Origin of the sequence: Paenibacillus sp. 7523-1, assembly GCF_002276415.1 — a bacterium.
GTDB classification, from domain to species: Bacteria; Bacillota; Bacilli; order Paenibacillales; family Paenibacillaceae; genus Paenibacillus; species Paenibacillus illinoisensis_A.
On record NZ_NPBR01000022.1, the window covers coordinates 1 to 15,897 of the forward strand.

General features: G+C 45.7%; 16 protein-coding genes. 14 read left to right on the top strand and 2 right to left on the bottom strand.

What is annotated here, in order from left to right; all coding sequences use genetic code 11:
• The first annotated feature begins 252 nt into the window (after positions 1-252).
• Positions 253-1,200: a class I SAM-dependent methyltransferase gene (locus tag CHH60_RS22190; RefSeq protein WP_095361210.1), complete on the top strand. Its 948-nt coding sequence runs from the start codon at positions 253-255 to the stop codon at positions 1,198-1,200.
• 89 nt (positions 1,201-1,289) lie between these two features.
• Here the strand turns inward: CHH60_RS22190 and CHH60_RS22195 are convergent, their stop codons facing one another.
• The gene (locus CHH60_RS22195; RefSeq protein ID WP_095361211.1) at positions 1,290-3,677 is read right to left on the bottom strand and encodes a helix-turn-helix domain-containing protein; all 2,388 of its coding nucleotides are present in this window, start codon (positions 3,675-3,677) and stop codon (positions 1,290-1,292) included.
• Positions 3,678-4,166: 489 nt separating this feature from the next.
• Here CHH60_RS22195 and CHH60_RS22200 point away from each other — a divergent pair, with 489 nt between their 5' ends.
• From CHH60_RS22200 to CHH60_RS22255, 12 genes are all read left to right on the top strand, one after another.
• Positions 4,167-4,475 carry a LiaF transmembrane domain-containing protein gene (locus CHH60_RS22200; protein ID WP_095292221.1) on the top strand — a complete coding sequence of 103 codons (309 nt, stop codon included), beginning with the start codon at positions 4,167-4,169 and terminating at the stop codon, positions 4,473-4,475.
• A 34-nt stretch (positions 4,476-4,509) separates the two neighbouring features.
• A complete protein-coding gene (locus tag CHH60_RS22205) occupies positions 4,510-5,181 on the top strand; it encodes a PspA/IM30 family protein (RefSeq protein ID WP_095361212.1) in 672 nt (223 codons plus the stop codon).
• Positions 5,182-5,185: 4 nt separating this feature from the next.
• Positions 5,186-5,416: a PspC domain-containing protein gene (locus CHH60_RS22210; RefSeq protein ID WP_095292218.1), complete on the top strand. Its 231-nt coding sequence runs from the start codon at positions 5,186-5,188 to the stop codon at positions 5,414-5,416.
• Between the two features lie 17 nt (positions 5,417-5,433).
• Entirely contained in the window at positions 5,434-5,937 is a 504-nt protein-coding gene (locus tag CHH60_RS22215) for a PspC domain-containing protein (RefSeq protein WP_095361213.1), read from the top strand.
• A gap of 1 nt (position 5,938) precedes the next feature.
• Complete coding sequence (locus tag CHH60_RS22220) at positions 5,939-6,646, top strand: PspA/IM30 family protein (RefSeq protein ID WP_095361214.1); 708 nt, start codon at positions 5,939-5,941, stop codon at positions 6,644-6,646.
• 149 nt (positions 6,647-6,795) lie between these two features.
• On the top strand, positions 6,796-7,443 hold the full coding sequence (liaF, locus tag CHH60_RS22225; RefSeq protein WP_095292214.1) for a cell wall-active antibiotics response protein LiaF: 648 nt from the start codon (positions 6,796-6,798) through the stop codon (positions 7,441-7,443).
• A gap of 34 nt (positions 7,444-7,477) precedes the next feature.
• On the top strand, positions 7,478-8,593 hold the full coding sequence (locus tag CHH60_RS22230; RefSeq protein ID WP_095361215.1) for a sensor histidine kinase: 1,116 nt from the start codon (positions 7,478-7,480) through the stop codon (positions 8,591-8,593).
• A complete protein-coding gene (locus CHH60_RS22235) occupies positions 8,535-9,203 on the top strand; it encodes a response regulator transcription factor (protein ID WP_095292211.1) in 669 nt (222 codons plus the stop codon). Before CHH60_RS22230 ends, CHH60_RS22235 begins: the two co-directional genes overlap by 59 nt.
• Before the next feature lie 221 nt (positions 9,204-9,424).
• The gene (locus tag CHH60_RS22240; protein WP_095361216.1) at positions 9,425-10,162 is read left to right on the top strand and encodes a YwmB family TATA-box binding protein; all 738 of its coding nucleotides are present in this window, start codon (positions 9,425-9,427) and stop codon (positions 10,160-10,162) included.
• Between the two features lie 247 nt (positions 10,163-10,409).
• Positions 10,410-11,960: a glucose-6-phosphate dehydrogenase gene (gene zwf, locus CHH60_RS22245; protein WP_095361217.1), complete on the top strand. Its 1,551-nt coding sequence runs from the start codon at positions 10,410-10,412 to the stop codon at positions 11,958-11,960.
• 349 nt (positions 11,961-12,309) lie between these two features.
• On the top strand, positions 12,310-12,708 hold the full coding sequence (locus CHH60_RS22250; protein ID WP_024634146.1) for a DoxX family protein: 399 nt from the start codon (positions 12,310-12,312) through the stop codon (positions 12,706-12,708).
• Positions 12,709-13,052: 344 nt separating this feature from the next.
• Positions 13,053-14,633: a peptide chain release factor 3 gene (locus CHH60_RS22255; RefSeq protein WP_095361218.1), complete on the top strand. Its 1,581-nt coding sequence runs from the start codon at positions 13,053-13,055 to the stop codon at positions 14,631-14,633.
• 196 nt (positions 14,634-14,829) lie between these two features.
• Here CHH60_RS22255 and sspI read toward each other — a convergent pair whose 3' ends face one another.
• Positions 14,830-15,063: a small acid-soluble spore protein SspI gene (sspI, locus tag CHH60_RS22260; RefSeq protein WP_095292206.1), complete on the bottom strand. Its 234-nt coding sequence runs from the start codon at positions 15,061-15,063 to the stop codon at positions 14,830-14,832.
• A 167-nt stretch (positions 15,064-15,230) separates the two neighbouring features.
• Here sspI and CHH60_RS22265 point away from each other — a divergent pair, with 167 nt between their 5' ends.
• Positions 15,231-15,893 carry a potassium channel family protein gene (locus CHH60_RS22265; RefSeq protein WP_095361219.1) on the top strand — a complete coding sequence of 221 codons (663 nt, stop codon included), beginning with the start codon at positions 15,231-15,233 and terminating at the stop codon, positions 15,891-15,893.
• Positions 15,894-15,897 lie beyond the last annotated feature (4 nt).

Here is a 15,897-nt window from a genome sequence, read left to right on the forward strand (position 1 = left end):
GTATAACCCTGTGGATTGCTTAGACAATTCACAGGGTTATTTTTATTACTTTAGTTTTCGCAATTGATGAAATTAGTTCAATAATTGAGGTTGACGTTTAAATGAATTAAATATATTGTAGATAAATAAAATCTGTGATATGAGCCATTGTGATATTGGCTACACGGTATTGAGATACTTTTGTTGGTTTAAAAAGAGAAGATCCTTTCTGGTGAACTTTTGATTTTATTACATAGAACGGAGTGAAACGTAATGCTTGAGCAAAAAGTGTCTGAGGAAAACAATTCAGTTAATTATTCAGAATTATTATTTGATCTATCGATCTGGGAAGAGGCGTGGAAGCAGCGGCCGAGGAATCCAAGATATAAGAAAAAGAGTGCGCCATTCGAAACGGAAGAAGCATTTGAACGCTGGGCACGAGACTATCACCATCAATCTTTCACAGAAGAAGGTAAGCAGCGTTCCGATCGCATCATGAGCTGGATTGAGAATCAAGGTGTAGACTTTAGTGAGTTATCCATATTGGACATTGGTGCGGCTTCGGGCATTTTTACAATTCCTTTTGCAGAAAAGGGGGCAACTGTCACTGCAGTCGAACCTTCTGAACTGCTTTTATCTTTGATGAAAGATACAATCCCGAATAGATTAGCATCTAAAATCGAGATTGTTCCTGAACGGTTTGAAGAAATATCGATTCAGGAGAAAGGCTGGGAACAGAAATATGATTTTGCCTTTGCTTCCATGTGCCCCGCAATGTCTGATTGGGAAACCGTTGAACAGGCAATTCAAAGTGCCCGTAAATACGTCTATATCAGTGCCATGGCCGGTCCGAGAGTGCATACGTTAATAGACGAGTTAAAAGAGGTACTTCATGTTAATCCGCCTTACCGTTCGGGAGATATGGGATACATACAACAGCTGCTATTCTTGAAAGGTTACGCGTATACGTCGTTAATTACAAATGAAGTCAACACCATTGAGATGCCTGTTCAGCAAGTTGTAGATCATTTACACGAATGGTTAAACACCTATGGATTGCCTACGGACACAGACTCAGTATACAAGGCTGAGCACTATATCCGAAGTACCTATCCAGATGGCGTGGTTAACTTCCTACGTGGCGGCAGGTTCGGAAAAATACTAATTCAGCTGGACCAACAGAATATGAAGATTGTTCGTAAGAATGAAGCTAAGAAATAAAATAAGAGATAAAATAAGAAATTAAACCATGCGTGAATCATTAAAAGGAGCAGATCATCTGCTCCTTTTTCATTCGTCATTACAAACAATTATTTCATGGAAGAGCGAAGAGGCTTTTCTCTACGTTCCCGGTACTGACCTGGAGTAATTCCCTCCCATTTTCGAAACGAACGGATAAAGTTCTGCGGGTTATTGTAACGAAGCCGAGCAGCAATATCCTTAATGGTTAGCTCGGTTTCATCCAACCACTTTCGGGCCATCTTGAACCGATACTGTGACAAATATTCACTGAATGCGTAGCCTGTTTCTTTGCTGAACACAGTACTCAAATAGCTTGCATTATAATGGAGCCTACAAGCACACTCTTCGAGTGTCAGATCGGTATCGTATTCCTGATGGATGATGGCAATCATTTTTTCCGAGATCTGCTGATGCTGTGCATATTGCCTTTCTCTGAAAATGCCAATAACTGGCCTAATGATACGGTAAATAAACCATTGTTCGATATCGGTAGCCGTTTGCAGAGCGAGCATTTCGTTGATCATTGGGCTGTGTCCTGAAGAGATCTGTGCAAGTCGTATACCAGACTCCTGCATTATTTGTAATATATGCATTAATAATCGAGTTAAAGCAACCTGGTATTCTTCCTTGGTCCATTCCATATGGTACATACGCTGGAGCAACTGTTGTAATAGTACGGAAGCTTCTGCCTCATCTGCAGATTGAATGGATTGCATAAGACGATATTCGAGGGACTCAGGGTAAGGTATCGTCCACAAGGAAGAGCAATTTGACTCATCCTCATTTTGTTTGACGTTAGCTCCTGGTATGGTCTGCTGCTGCAACAGCTTCATGGCTTCAATATACGCCAGGTGTATTTCTGAAAAGGAAGTGTATGGTTGACTGAAGCGGATATTCAGCTGAAGATTTAAGACTTCACTCACTCGATGGTGTATTAGCCCAGTTATTTCGTAAAGTTCTTTTGAAAACACGGAGTTGTCCATTTCTACTGTACCTATTACGGTTACTACAGTCTGTTCCACAATAAGCGGAAGGAGTTGTCGATCCTTATCGATGGATTCCTCCACTATATTCTGAACGGCAAATAACAGGAGATCGAGATCGTGATGATCATATTTCATTTGACTTGCCAAATCGATCTGTAGGGTCAATACGGCCATTTGTTGCCACTGAATACAATGATCTCTGTAGCCTAGTTCGCTCAAGTTTTGGTGCAGCATGCCGGGCAAGCACTTACCTTGCAGCATACTTATCATATACTGAGTGCGTGTCTGCAAAACGTATTGATTTAATTTATACTCCATCTGGGATCGTGAAGCTGACAGCTGAGTAATATGGGTCTTGATCTGCTCGAATTCATCCTGAGGTGGTAAAAAGGATTGTTGTAGTTTCTGATTCGATAAAACTCTGTCAGTGATTCCTAGCTGTGATAGCAGATTACGTATAGGGACATGCAAACGCTTTGAACCTAACCATACGAATAATAAGGAGAGTAGAAGGAGTATTACGCCGACAGACAAGGTATACAGTCCAATCTCAACATACTCTTGGGATAGGACATTCATGGGTGTAATTAAAATATAAGTCCATCCCTTTAACGGTGTCTTAGCGAAGGTTAATGAATATTCCGTATCAGCAATTCGAACTTCACGGTATTCCTTTGAAGCAGCAGACGTATTCGGAGAGAGCAATTCGCTCATGTCCATTTTAGATTCAATATCTTCCATGTTCAATGCCGATACGGGTTGTCCAATAAACATAGGATCGGGGTGAACAAGAATGCGCTGTTCCCGGTTCACAATAATCAACTCTGAAGCAGACATATCCATGTCTACGGATTCAGATACAATAGAATGATGCAATGAGCATGCAGGAATCCCGCCAATTAAAGCCGAGTCAGCGGATGCATTCATAAGCGAGATGGATCTGCCGAGCACGATATGATAGTTACATCCGGCCGGGAAATCCTGTTCATTATGCTTAAACACAGATGATGGAATCAGCTGCCAGCCAGAGGTCAGGGTTTTGGACAACAAATCTCGCATGGGAAGAGCCAAAGGGAAGTCCGTGTTAAGATATAACCCCGCATGATCGACCAGCCAATCCTGAGCTTCGTTAACTAGCGTAATATCCATTAAGGGCTCCCAGGATCGCATATGTTGAAATTCGGATTGAAGCTGGTTTGCTGTCGTTAATGTACCGGGAAGTGTGGCTGAAAGGGACTGAAGTGTAATAGGAGAGCGAGTCGCCTGATCCAGCATATAACTGATGGTGTTAAGCTTATGCTCGACGCTCGTCTGCATGTGTAAAAGAAGTTGTTTATTCGTTTGCATGCGATGCAGCTCCGTTTGATTCATGGAATACAGAATTGCCGCTATTCCGGCCAGCAGAATAGGCAGGGTACTGAGCAGAATGCCAAACAAGATCATTTTATGAAGATAACTAATGGACCGCACAGCTCCCACTCCTAACTTAAGAATTAGGATCAATACTTCTTCTATTTTAGTAAACGCTTACATTAATAACAACATAAATTTGTTTATATGGATAAAAAAGTATTTAGATTTTGGGTTAAGAAGAGCTTTTCATTCAACCGCACATCATTTGGGGGAAACGAAATCCTTTTGCAAACGTACATAAGGCTTAAGGGCAGATCATATCAATGGCGCTTGCAAGCTCCGATGAGGTTAAGTCCCCTAGTCTGATAAGAGGATTTGGAGCAACCAATTACAGCCTCATTATATAACGCCAGAGGTCTGATGCAAGGACAGACGGAGGTCCAACACCATCCCCGACCTGAGTCTAGGATGAAAAACCGTCCACGGTCTGTTTTGAAAAGTCCCCGTTTCCCCTAGAATAAAGACATAAGGTTGAACAAGAAACAACAAACACAAACGAGCAAATAAACAAATCAAAATACAAACCGAAAGGGTGGTGAAAAAATTATGAGATGGAATAAGGGAAATGGTTGGGCGATTGTCCTGATTGCGCTGGGAGCTCTCATCCTTTTCGGAAAGTTAACTCCGCTTCTTGGACACCTGATGGGGTATCTGATTCCGATTCTAATGATTGCACTTGGTTACTACGGGGTTAAACGAGGAAATGTGATGCTGGGTTGGATCGTCTTGATCATCGGTATCCTGTCACTGATGGGTAAACTGGCTTGGTTGATCGGACCAATCATCGCCATCGGATTAATCATCTTCGGTGTCTCGATGCTCAGCAACAATCGTAGTCGTCGTGGCCGCTACTAAATTATCACGATCTTGAAAAGGAGGACAGAACATAATGAGTGTATTTCGTCGAATGCGGGATATTACCGTAGCTACATTAAATGAACATCTGGAGCAAAGTCAGGATCCAGTCAAACTGATTGATCAGTTTCTGGTCTCGACCCGCCAAGACATTGGCGAAGCCGAAAAGCTTCGTCATCAATATGCAAGCCATACAAGACAGATGAAGCAGCAAGCCGACCAGGCAGCAAGTATGGTGCACAAACGGGAAGAGCAGGCTTCAATGGCTCTGAAAGCAGGAGAAGAGCATCTTGCAAAACTGGCCCTGCAGGAGAAAATTCTCCATGAAGAAAAAATGGAACAATACAATGAACTGTATGCCCAGAGCAAAGCAGCATTACAGGAACTTGATGAACAGATTGATCAACTGAAAGTGGAGTATCAGAATGTGTACAGCAAACGTCAATACTACTACGCTCGTATGCAAACCATTCAGTTGCAGCAACGAATGAATCAAAGAGGTCACTACAAAAATCAGAATGTACCTCGAATGTTCAATCGCCTGGACGACCAAGTCTCTGATCTTGAATATGAGGCACAGAGTCTGAGAGACATTCGCCGCATGAGCCAGGATGGTTCAGGAACAGCAGGCAGCATGTCCTCCTCTACCTTGGATAAAGAGCTGGAGCGCCTGAAACAGAAGCTGAATAATGAAAGGAAGGAGTAGTCACATGAATAGATTATACCGCTCGACGCGTAACCGAAGGCTGACAGGTTTGATCGGCGGCATCTCTGAGAATCTTGGATTTAGTTCGATGCTGCTGCGTCTCATCTTCTTCATCAGTATTTTCGCTACGGGGGGTACATCATTGCTGATCTACTTCATCGCTGCATTAGTGGTGCCGAAGGAACCCTATCCTGCAGATCCATACGGATATGATTCCGTAACAGGATATAAGTAAACGAAAGGAGTAAGCACATGAGCAAATTATACCGCTCAACGCGTGACCGGATGCTAACAGGTTTGATCGGCGGGATATCCGAATCCATTGGAATGGACTCCACGCTGCTGCGGATCATCTTCGTCATCAGTATCTTTGTAACAGGCGGCACAGCGTTGTTAATCTACTTTATCGCAGCCCTGGTGGTACCGAAAGAACCGTTTCCACCCTATGACCCGTACGGTTACGGTCCAGGTCCTGGTCCCGGCCCTGGCAGAGGATACAACAGCTATGATCACGACCCGAACAGAGGCCCTTTCCGGGGCAACAATCAAGGTCAAGGTGGCTTCGGTCCCGGCCCAGGATACAATAACAGACCGCATTCGGGCCCACGTTCTTACGATAATAACAGCTATGGAGCAGGTGCACCTCAAGAGAGTGAACTGGATTCCATGATGAAAGATATTGAGAAAAAAGCATTGAAAAAAGAAGTTGAAGAGCTTCGCCAAAAATTATCTCGTTACGAGAAGGGAGAAAAGTAAAATGGGAGTATTTAAACGGATTAAGGATATGACTAAAGCGTCGGTAAATGATATGTTGGATAAAGTGGAAGACCCGATTGTAATGTTGAACCAGTACTTGCGTGACATGGAGGCCGAGATTCATGAGGCTGAAGTAACAGTAGCCAAACAAATGGCAAATGAGCGTCGCATGAAGCAGCGTCTGGACGAAGCGGAGCGTACTTCGGTCCAACGCGAGTCCCAAGCTGAAGCTGCGCTAGCTAATGGTCAGGAAGAAGTAGCTCGCAAATTGCTGGAAGAAAAAATCTACTTTGATCAAAAAATTACGGAGTACAGTGAACTGCACGCACAATCTGAAGCACAAGCCAAAGACCTGCTGCAACAGCTTCATGACATGAAAGACGAGTTCTACAAAATGCGTAACAAACGCAATGAGCTTGTATCCCGTGCCCAAATGGCGAAAGCCAAAAAGCAAATGTCTTCCATCAACAGCCTGCATTCGATCGAAAGTGGTAGTGCATCGCTTGGATTCCATCGTATGGAAGAGAAAATCATGCAGCTGGAAGCCGAAGCAGACGTATCCCGTGCTCCTTACCGGAACACACAATCTACGTATACCAATCCTGTAGATGTTGAAAAACAATTCAAGGTAGATCAACAATTGCAAGCCCTGAAGAACAAACTGGGCAACGGATCTAAAAATGAAACAGACGGCACTTCTAAAGAATAACTGTTCGCTCAGCAGACAATATGATATTCTATAAATCGTGAATAAAGAACGGTTTGTAGAACAAAGGTTAAGCCATACAGGTCATTATCGCCTGGTATGGCTTTTCCAACGAATAGGGAAAATCAACTTGCAGAGGAGGTGCGGCAGAGATGAACAAAAAAGAACAATGGCTTGCATTTGCGATTATTATTATCGGTATAATCATGCTATTGAATCAGCATATTAATCTGCTGACAGCTGCCGCACTGATCCTGTTAACGATTGGAATGGTCCAGGTTCGTAAAGGAGATGCGCACAAAGGTCACCGCTACTTGGCGATTGGTGGATGTCTTCTGCTGCTTGGGAACCTGATGATTGTATTTTTAATTGTACTGGCTTCACTAGCCTATTTTTATTCCAAAAACAAAAAGATGCATCTGCATGGCGATGTCATGCGCAAACAGAATTTTTTGGCCCGTTATTACTGGGACCAGGTGCCTTGGACGTTACGAAGCATGAGCTTATGGCACGCTATTGGTGAAGTTAATGCAGATCTGTCTCTCTCCATTCCGGAAGAAAAACAGACCATTGTATTGCTGCAAGGGGTTATGGGAAATGTTCGGTTGACACTGCCTGAGGATTACGGAGTAGAGATTGAGGCTTCGGTCATGTTTGGACGAATTAGTCTGAATGGGGAAAAAGACAGTGGCATGATGAACAAGTTAATATGGAGAACGCCTGGTTATGAAACCAGTGAACATAAAGCAAAATTTGTTATTTCTTATATTGTTGGCGACCTAAGCATTCGTAATCCGTAATAAATCAATAAGTGAAGAAAAGGAGGAGACCCGGTTGAAGACAAAACGACATACCGACATGGTAACCCGAAGTATGGGTGAAGGGATCCTCCTTGTTTTCATTGTGCTCGCTGTTATCTTATATGTGCTGTATACATATGGTTATCTTGCTCCGTTTGCTGGATGGAGGCATCTGATTCAGTCTGGCTTAGCGCTGCTTCTATTGCTGATAGGCATCGGAGCTGCTTTTGGCTTCTATCAGAGTTACCGGGTCAAACGCAGGCTTGAATTGCTGCGGGAAACCCTTCTACAATGGGAAAAGGGATCTCTATCGCGCACCGTACCCGATCTGGGGATCGACGATGTAGGCCGTTTAAGCGAACAGCTCGGGCGGATCGGCAAGAAGTGGGAAGATCAGGTTACCTCGCTGCAACGATTATCGACCAATAATGCACAGCTTGCAGAGCAAGCCAGAATAACGGCAATTGTGGAAGAGCGGCAGCGATTGGCACGAGAGCTGCATGATGCCGTTTCCCAGCAGTTGTTTGCCATTTCGATGACTGCCACAGCGGTTGGACGAAAGATGGAAAAGGACTTTGCACGTGCCCAGCGGCAGGTGGCGTTAATTGAGGAGATGGCTTCGGTAGCCCAATCCGAGATGCGGGCTTTGCTTCTGCATTTGCGGCCGGTGTATCTGGAAGGCAAACATTTGGAACAGGGCCTGAAAGATCTTGTCATGGAATTAAAAACCAAAGTACCCATGGACATTGTCCTTGAGATGGATGAAGATATCGATTTGGTCAAAGGCATTGAGAATCATCTGTTCCGTATTATTCAGGAAGCGATGTCCAATACATTGCGCCATGCTAAGGCAGAAAAAATGGAGATTCGGCTGCAGCGCCGGACCGATGCGATTCGTGTACTTATTCGTGATGATGGTCAGGGCTTCGATCTGGATGACCAGAAGCAGGCTTCTTATGGTCTGGCCAACATGCGGGAACGTGTTACGGAGATCGGGGGAGCCATTCAATTTGTAACGGCACCAGGTAAGGGAACACGAATTGAGATAACGATACCTTTGATGAGCGATGAAAGTGAGGAAGAACATGTCAATGGAACCGGAAGTAGAAACGGAGACGGAAACGTCGATCAAAGTGTTGCTCGTGGATGACCATGAAATGGTACGGATCGGCCTCGCGGCCGTGCTCGATACGGAGGACGGGATCGAGGTTGTGGGTGAAGCGGGAAGTGGCGAGGAAGGCATTCGACTCGCACAGGAATATAAGCCCGACGTTGTTCTGATGGATCTAGTCATGGAAGGCATGGACGGGATCGAGGCTACACGGCAGCTGCTCAAAATGTATCCGGAATGCAAAGTCATCGTGCTAACCAGTTACCTGGATGATGAAAAAATGTATCCTGTTATTGAGGCAGGCGCCTTCAGCTATCTGTTAAAGACATCAAGAGCCAATGAAGTGGCAGATGCGATTCGTGCTGCGGCACGTGGACAATCGGTTCTGGAATCGCAGGTGGCCTCCAAAATGATGAATCGATTCCGGCAGCCACAGGCAGCAGCCCCGGCTCATGAAGAGCTTACTGACCGGGAGATGGATGTACTCCGTTTACTCGCGAAGGGCAAGTCCAATCAGGATATAGCCGATGATCTGATTATCGGGATCAAAACAGTCAAATTCCATGTAACGAATATCCTGGCCAAACTTGGTGTGGACGACCGGACACAGGCAGCCATCTATGCCTATAAAAATGGTCTAGCAGAGTAAGAAGAACTGTACTGAAAACGACTTTATTTAGCAAACTTCATTGAGCAAGAAAACGTACTTAACGAATTTGAATAGCATAGATAGGCAAAAGAAAGGTCTGCTCTACCATGCACATGGTGGAACAGGCCTTTTTTTGTGATGTCCTAAGAAGTTTAGCAAATGGGGAAAGGGGGCATGCTGTTGATAGATTCATAGAATGAAAGAGAGAGCGGAGGTTAACCATGTTAAATCGTTGGATGTCTGCAGGTATAGTGGCTTTGGCACTTATTATTGTTATAGGTATGACGACGGCGTATGCAGAGAGAAGCGAGTCAGAAGGCGAGAAGCTGGAACAGTTGATACATACTTCGAACGCAGCGATGGATCAGGTGGAACGCATGATTATCAAATGGCAGGGACAAGGGACAGGGAGTGCAGAGGAACAAGCAGCACGTTTGTCGGAGCAATTGGGACTGCCGCGACCGGTTTTGGGAAGCCAGACAGGTCATGATGTGTATCGCAGTGAGATTCAGGCTGAAGGAAGTCGTGTAGGCATATTGGTAAATGCCGTCGTGACTGGAGAGAACGGATACTATGTTATTGTACAGTTGGCGGGGAATCGTTCCACTGAATTAAGCGAACTTGTTTTTTTGCATGAACAGGTAGATCAACTGCTTGCAAATTCTGAGGTGGAAGCGACATGGAACCTTGCAGTTCAGGGGACAGGAACAACCGATGCATCGGTTAGCAATCAACTAGAAGTTACAGAGGCTAAGCTGTCTGGCCAGTTGGGTATGCATGCAGCTGAGCGTTATACGGATGACAATACAGCAAGCGTGTCCTACCGTGTCCCTGAGCTGCCGACTGCGATCCAGAGTGGCTCGGATGTTCTGAACATGCAGATTGCTGTGCATCAGGACCACGATAAGGGAAGCAATCGTATTACGTTAGGATTTCCGGTAATTACTATAGAATATTGAAATGATATTAGGTGAATTTATAGGCTTGATCATGAATATTTATAGATGAATTTTCAGAGAATGTTTGGAGGAATAAGGGGCTCCTTTATCAGGAAAATTAGTGCAACCCTTCAGGCAATATGCTAAAATGGCATCACATCCAAGAGGAAGCTACTGGTAATTGTCGGTTGTATGTTGTGCATATATAACACCATTACATAGCTCGGGAAGAGCAGAGAAAGAGTCTTCCCGGAAGGAAGAGGAGCCCATGGTCGAAAAACAAATGCGAGATGAAGTGCAGACGCCAGGCGCAGTATTTTTCATTTTTGGAGCAACGGGTGATTTGGCCCGCCGGAAGCTGTTTCCGGCAATCTATAGTCTTTACCGCGAAGGCAAGCTAGCCGAAGACTTTGCGGTTATTGGTGTAGCCAGACGTCCGAGGACACCAGAACAATTCCGGGAAGACATTCATGAATCCATTAAGGAGTTCTGCCGTTATCCGGCAGGTGAACCTGATGAGTGGAATGCGTTTGTCGAACATTTTGAGTATAAATCTCTTGATATTAATAACGTGGATGGCTTCAGAGAGTTACGGGATCAAACAGAAGGCCTGGAAGCGAAGTTTAACACGCCAGGCAACCGGCTGTTTTATCTGGCACTGGCTCCAGAGCTGTTCGGCAGTGTCTCTTATAGTTTACGTGATGGCGGAATGCTGGAGAGCCGAGGCTGGAACCGGCTTGTCATTGAGAAACCGTTCGGGTATGATCTGCAGTCTGCTGAGCAGTTGAATGAGCAGATCCGTGAGGTGTTCCGTGAAGAGGAAATCTATCGGATTGACCATTATCTGGGCAAGGAAATGGTGCAGAATATTGAAGTGATTCGCTTTGGTAATGCATTTTTTGAGCCACTCTGGAATAACAAACATATTGCGAATGTTCAAATCACGCTTGGTGAGACCGTTGGTGTGGAGGAACGTGGTGGTTACTACGATCATTCCGGTGCCCTGCGGGATATGGGGCAGAATCATATGCTTCAGATGCTGACGATGATTGCCATGGAGCCGCCAAGCCGTCTATATCCCGAGGATATCCGGGATGAGAAGGTCAAGGTGCTGCGTTCCTTGCGACCATTTACGTCCGATGAAGAAGTGAACAATAACGTTGTCCGTGGACAGTATACGGAAGGGGAGTACCGGGGCAAACAGCTTCCGGGATATCGTCAGGAGGACAAGGTTGATCCCGAGTCGAATACCGAGACTTATTTTGCTGCACGTGTATTCGTGGATAACTTCCGCTGGGCGGGTGTACCTTTTTACATTCGGACAGGCAAGCGTCTACCGGTGAAAACGACCGAGATCGTGGTTGAATTCAAGTCCATGCCGAACAATGTATATTTGGGCAAAAAATATAAACTGGAACCGAATCTGCTCGTCATTCGGGTGAATCCGATGGAAGGCATCTATATTAAAATCAATGCCAAGAAACCGGGCTCGGACTCCGAAATTCAGCCGCTCGCAATGGACTTCTGTCAGAGCTGCATGATCGGAATCAACTCGCCAGAAGCATACGAGCGTCTGCTGCATGATGCAGCAGAAGGGGATTCCACGTACTTCACCCGCTGGGATGAAGTGGCGACCGCATGGTCTTTTGTCGACCGTATTGCTTCCGCATGGGCGGGGAATCATGGAGAACTGCATACGTATCCTGCAGGTACATGGGGACCGGAAGCGACAGGGAAGCTGCTGGAGCAGGATGGTTTCCACTGGTGGCCGGTGAATGGGCAGGACGAAGACAGTGTTATTTGGCAAGTGAACAACTAATCCAGTAAATCATGTGTAAAGAAGCCTTGGATAGGACGTGAGTGCGCGTTCTTCCGGGCTTTTTTTTGCGTAGAGGGAGAACAGAATAATAAGGAAATTAATAAATAAAAATAAGTTGTTGACAAAAAGTAAGTGAATAACTTATACTCAACTCAAGAGTTAAAGAAATTACGCAAAAAGAAAAACGGACGAAGGAGTTCTAAGGAGTTCTTCGAACCTATAGATTATTCATGAGATGAAATTTAAACCAGGTGAAGGGGTTACGAGGACATTCATGAAGGAACATTTTAGCATAATATCTTTAATCTAAGAATACTATTTTGCAACTATTTGAATGGAGGAAAAGGACATGTTGGATGTAGGACTTTTGTTGATTCGTTTGGTGATCGGTTTGTCGTTTATGGCTCATGGTGCACAGAAATTGTTTGGTTGGTTCGGGGGTTATGGGATCAAGGGTACAGGCGGATGGTTTGAGTCCATGGGGATGAAGCCTGGCGCACTCGTTGCACTGCTGGCAGGTTTGGCGGAATTCGGTGGCGGCTTGCTGCTGGCTCTGGGTCTGCTGACTCCAGTAGGTGGCATTCTGATTGCACTGACCATGGTGATAGCGATTGTGAAAGTTCATGGTGCGAATGGATACTGGTCTACACAAAACGGTTTTGAGTATAATCTCGCGATCCTGGTGATCGGTGTGGCATTGGCTCTGACTGGTGGAGGACAATACGCGCTGGATGCATTGATTTTCTAAGTAAGCTAGGAACGTGAATTAGGAGTACCTGGATGCCAATCTATTGGCTGAAAGGTGCTCTTTTTTTGCGATTGGAAAAGTGAAGAATCCGTTGCAGGTAATCGGTTATTTTCGGTAAAGATTATGGTACAATAGGAGAGTTGGGTAAGAAGCAGGTTAACGGTCTGTTAAAGCAGCACAGGAATAGGGAGGATGAACTCCGTTGTAAATGTGTAAAATTAAACCTAATGAGCAAAAATCGAAGGAAACAATCAACCGGTATCGCCGGATTGCATAAAAGATTGAGATTAGACCGGCCAGGCCGGTAATTAACGTTGAATGAACGGACGAAAGGGATAGAACCTATGAGCAAAGCAGATAACATTCTTCAACAGGAAGTGGACAAACGCCGGACGTTTGCCATTATCTCTCACCCGGATGCGGGTAAAACCACATTGACCGAGAAGCTGTTGCTGTTCGGGGGCGCGATTCGTCTCGCCGGTACGGTAAAAGCGCGGAAAGCAAGCAAGCACGCTACAAGTGACTGGATGGAAATTGAGAAACAGCGGGGGATTTCGGTTACATCTTCCGTCATGCAGTTCGATTATCTGGGTCATCGTGTAAACATTCTGGATACTCCGGGTCACCAGGACTTCAGTGAAGATACCTATCGTACACTGACTGCTGCAGATAGTGCAGTCATGTTGATTGACGTGGCCAAAGGTGTCGAGGCACAAACCATCAAGCTGTTCCAGGTTTGTGCGAAGCGCGGCATTCCGATTTTCACATTCATCAACAAGCTGGACCGTGAAGGACAAAGCCCGTTTGATCTGATGGAAGAGCTCGAAAACGTACTGGGTATTCGCTCCGTACCGATGAACTGGCCGATTGGTACAGGACGCGATCTATGCGGCGTGTATGACCGGATGAAAAACCAGGTGGAATTGTTCCAAGGGGACGACCACTCCACAATTAAAGTGCAAAAAGTAGACGGCTACGAAGATCCGATTATCCGCGAGATGGCGGGAGAATATCTTCATGACCAGCTGTGTCAGGATTTGGAGCTTCTGGATGTAGCAGGAGATCAGTTCGATATGGAGAAGGTACAACGTGGAGAGCTGACACCGGTATTCTTCGGCAGTGCCATCAACAACTTCGGTGTGCAGACATTCCTGGAGAACTTCCTGCAGCTGGCTCCTAAGCCTGAGCCGCGTCACAGTACCGCGGGTGAGATCGAGCCGACGAATGAGAAGTTCAGCGGATATGTATTCAAAATCCAGGCAAACATGAACCCGGCACACCGTGACCGTATCGCGTTCCTGCGGATCGTGTCTGGTAAATTCCAACGGGGGATGAGCGTTAAGCATAACCGTGTGGGGAAAGAGATTAAGCTGTCCCAACCACAGCAATTCCTGGCTCAGGACCGGGATATCGTAGAAGAGGCATATGCTGGCGATATCATCGGATTATTTGACCCGGGTATTTTCCGGATTGGCGATTCGCTTAGTCAGGGAAGTGAGGTTATATTTGATGAAATGCCAACCTTCTCGCCAGAGATTTTTGCCAAAGTAACCGTCAAAAATGCATTGAAACATAAACAGTACCAAAAGGGTATCGACCAGTTGACGGAAGAAGGAACGATTCAGGTCTTTAACACCGTGAGTTTCGATGAAACACTGCTTGGTGTTGTAGGTCAGCTCCAGTTCGAGGTATTCGAATACCGGATGAAAGGCGAGTATGGGGTAGATGTACAGTTGCAGCGCATGCCTTATCAGTTTGCTCGCTGGATCGTGGATGAGAATCTGGATCCGAGCAAATTCCGGATTAACTCTGCCCTGGTGAAGGATAAAAAGGGGAATTACGTTGTCCTGTTCGAGAATGAGTATGCGATGAGAACAGCAATAGACAAAAACCCGACTGCTCAATTCCTTGAGACTGCTCCATAAGTTTAGCTTAATATGAAGCCTTTATAATAATGGCAGTAATGCAGCAATGTTAAAGATCCCTCCGCCTTCTGGCGGGGGGATCTGTTGCTTTGCACCCTACTTAGATGGCAGGTATGATCCAGCCGGATAAGGGAAAGCTTTCTTTTGCAGGCAGAACAAACGTGATGATGGTTACCGATCCCTTTCAATACCTCGATTAGCGAAGCGGTTGAACGGGGATGGTGTGCAGATGCTCCTGCGCGACTTGAATCAACTCATCCTGCTTCGCAGAATCAGTGTTCTTCCAGATCATTTCGAAAATGGCGCCAAGTCCGGGCAATGCGGCTTCCGGTCCATCGACAGAACCTTCAATCATCTCCCGGAGCTGATCATCACTCTTGTCATGAACTTTATGAACAATCGCTTCACGCAGACTTAATGTAATTGGCATCGCAATTCCCTCCTCGTATATTCGGCTGCTCCTATACTGTTCCCTGGGAAGCGTGAGCGCATTCAAGTTTATCCGGCTTTGTGGTATACTACGAAGGATATTTAAGTAAGCATTGACATCTGAAAGGATGCGCAAGAGCTGAAGTGCAGCGGGAGGTTAAGACCCTAATGGCTAAGAAACAATATGCCGTAATTGGCATGGGGCGGTTCGGATCAAGTGTGGCCAATGCGCTGAGCGGTATGGGATTCGACGTACTGGCAATTGATACGGACGAGCAGCGGACCCAGGAAATGTCCAATGTGGTGACTCATGCTGTATCGGCAGATTCAACAGATGAAGAAGCGCTGCGAGCGCTGGGCATACGAAATTTCGACGTTGTCGTTGTGGCAATCGGTGAAGATATTCAGGCGAGCATTTTGACGACCCTGATTTTGAAAGATATGGGTGTACCGGTTCTGATCGTCAAGGCACAGAATGAGCTGCATGGTAAAGTGCTGCAAAAGATTGGAGCAGACAAGGTCATTTACCCTGAACGGGATATGGGGCTGCGTGTAGCCCATCATTTGACCTCTCCGAACATACTGGATTACATTGAGCTGTCTGAAGATTACAGCATATTAGAGATGAGAGCCTCCGAGCAGATGATCGGCAAAAACCTGTTGGAGCTCAACATTCGTGCACGCTTCGGTTGTAACGTCATGGCGATTCGCAGCGGGAATTCCATGAATATCTCTCCGTATGCCGAGGATCGGATAGAAGCTGGGGATGTGTTGATCATTGTGGGCCACAAAGACCATTTGACGAAAATGGAGCTCGCCTATCCGAAGTGATCTC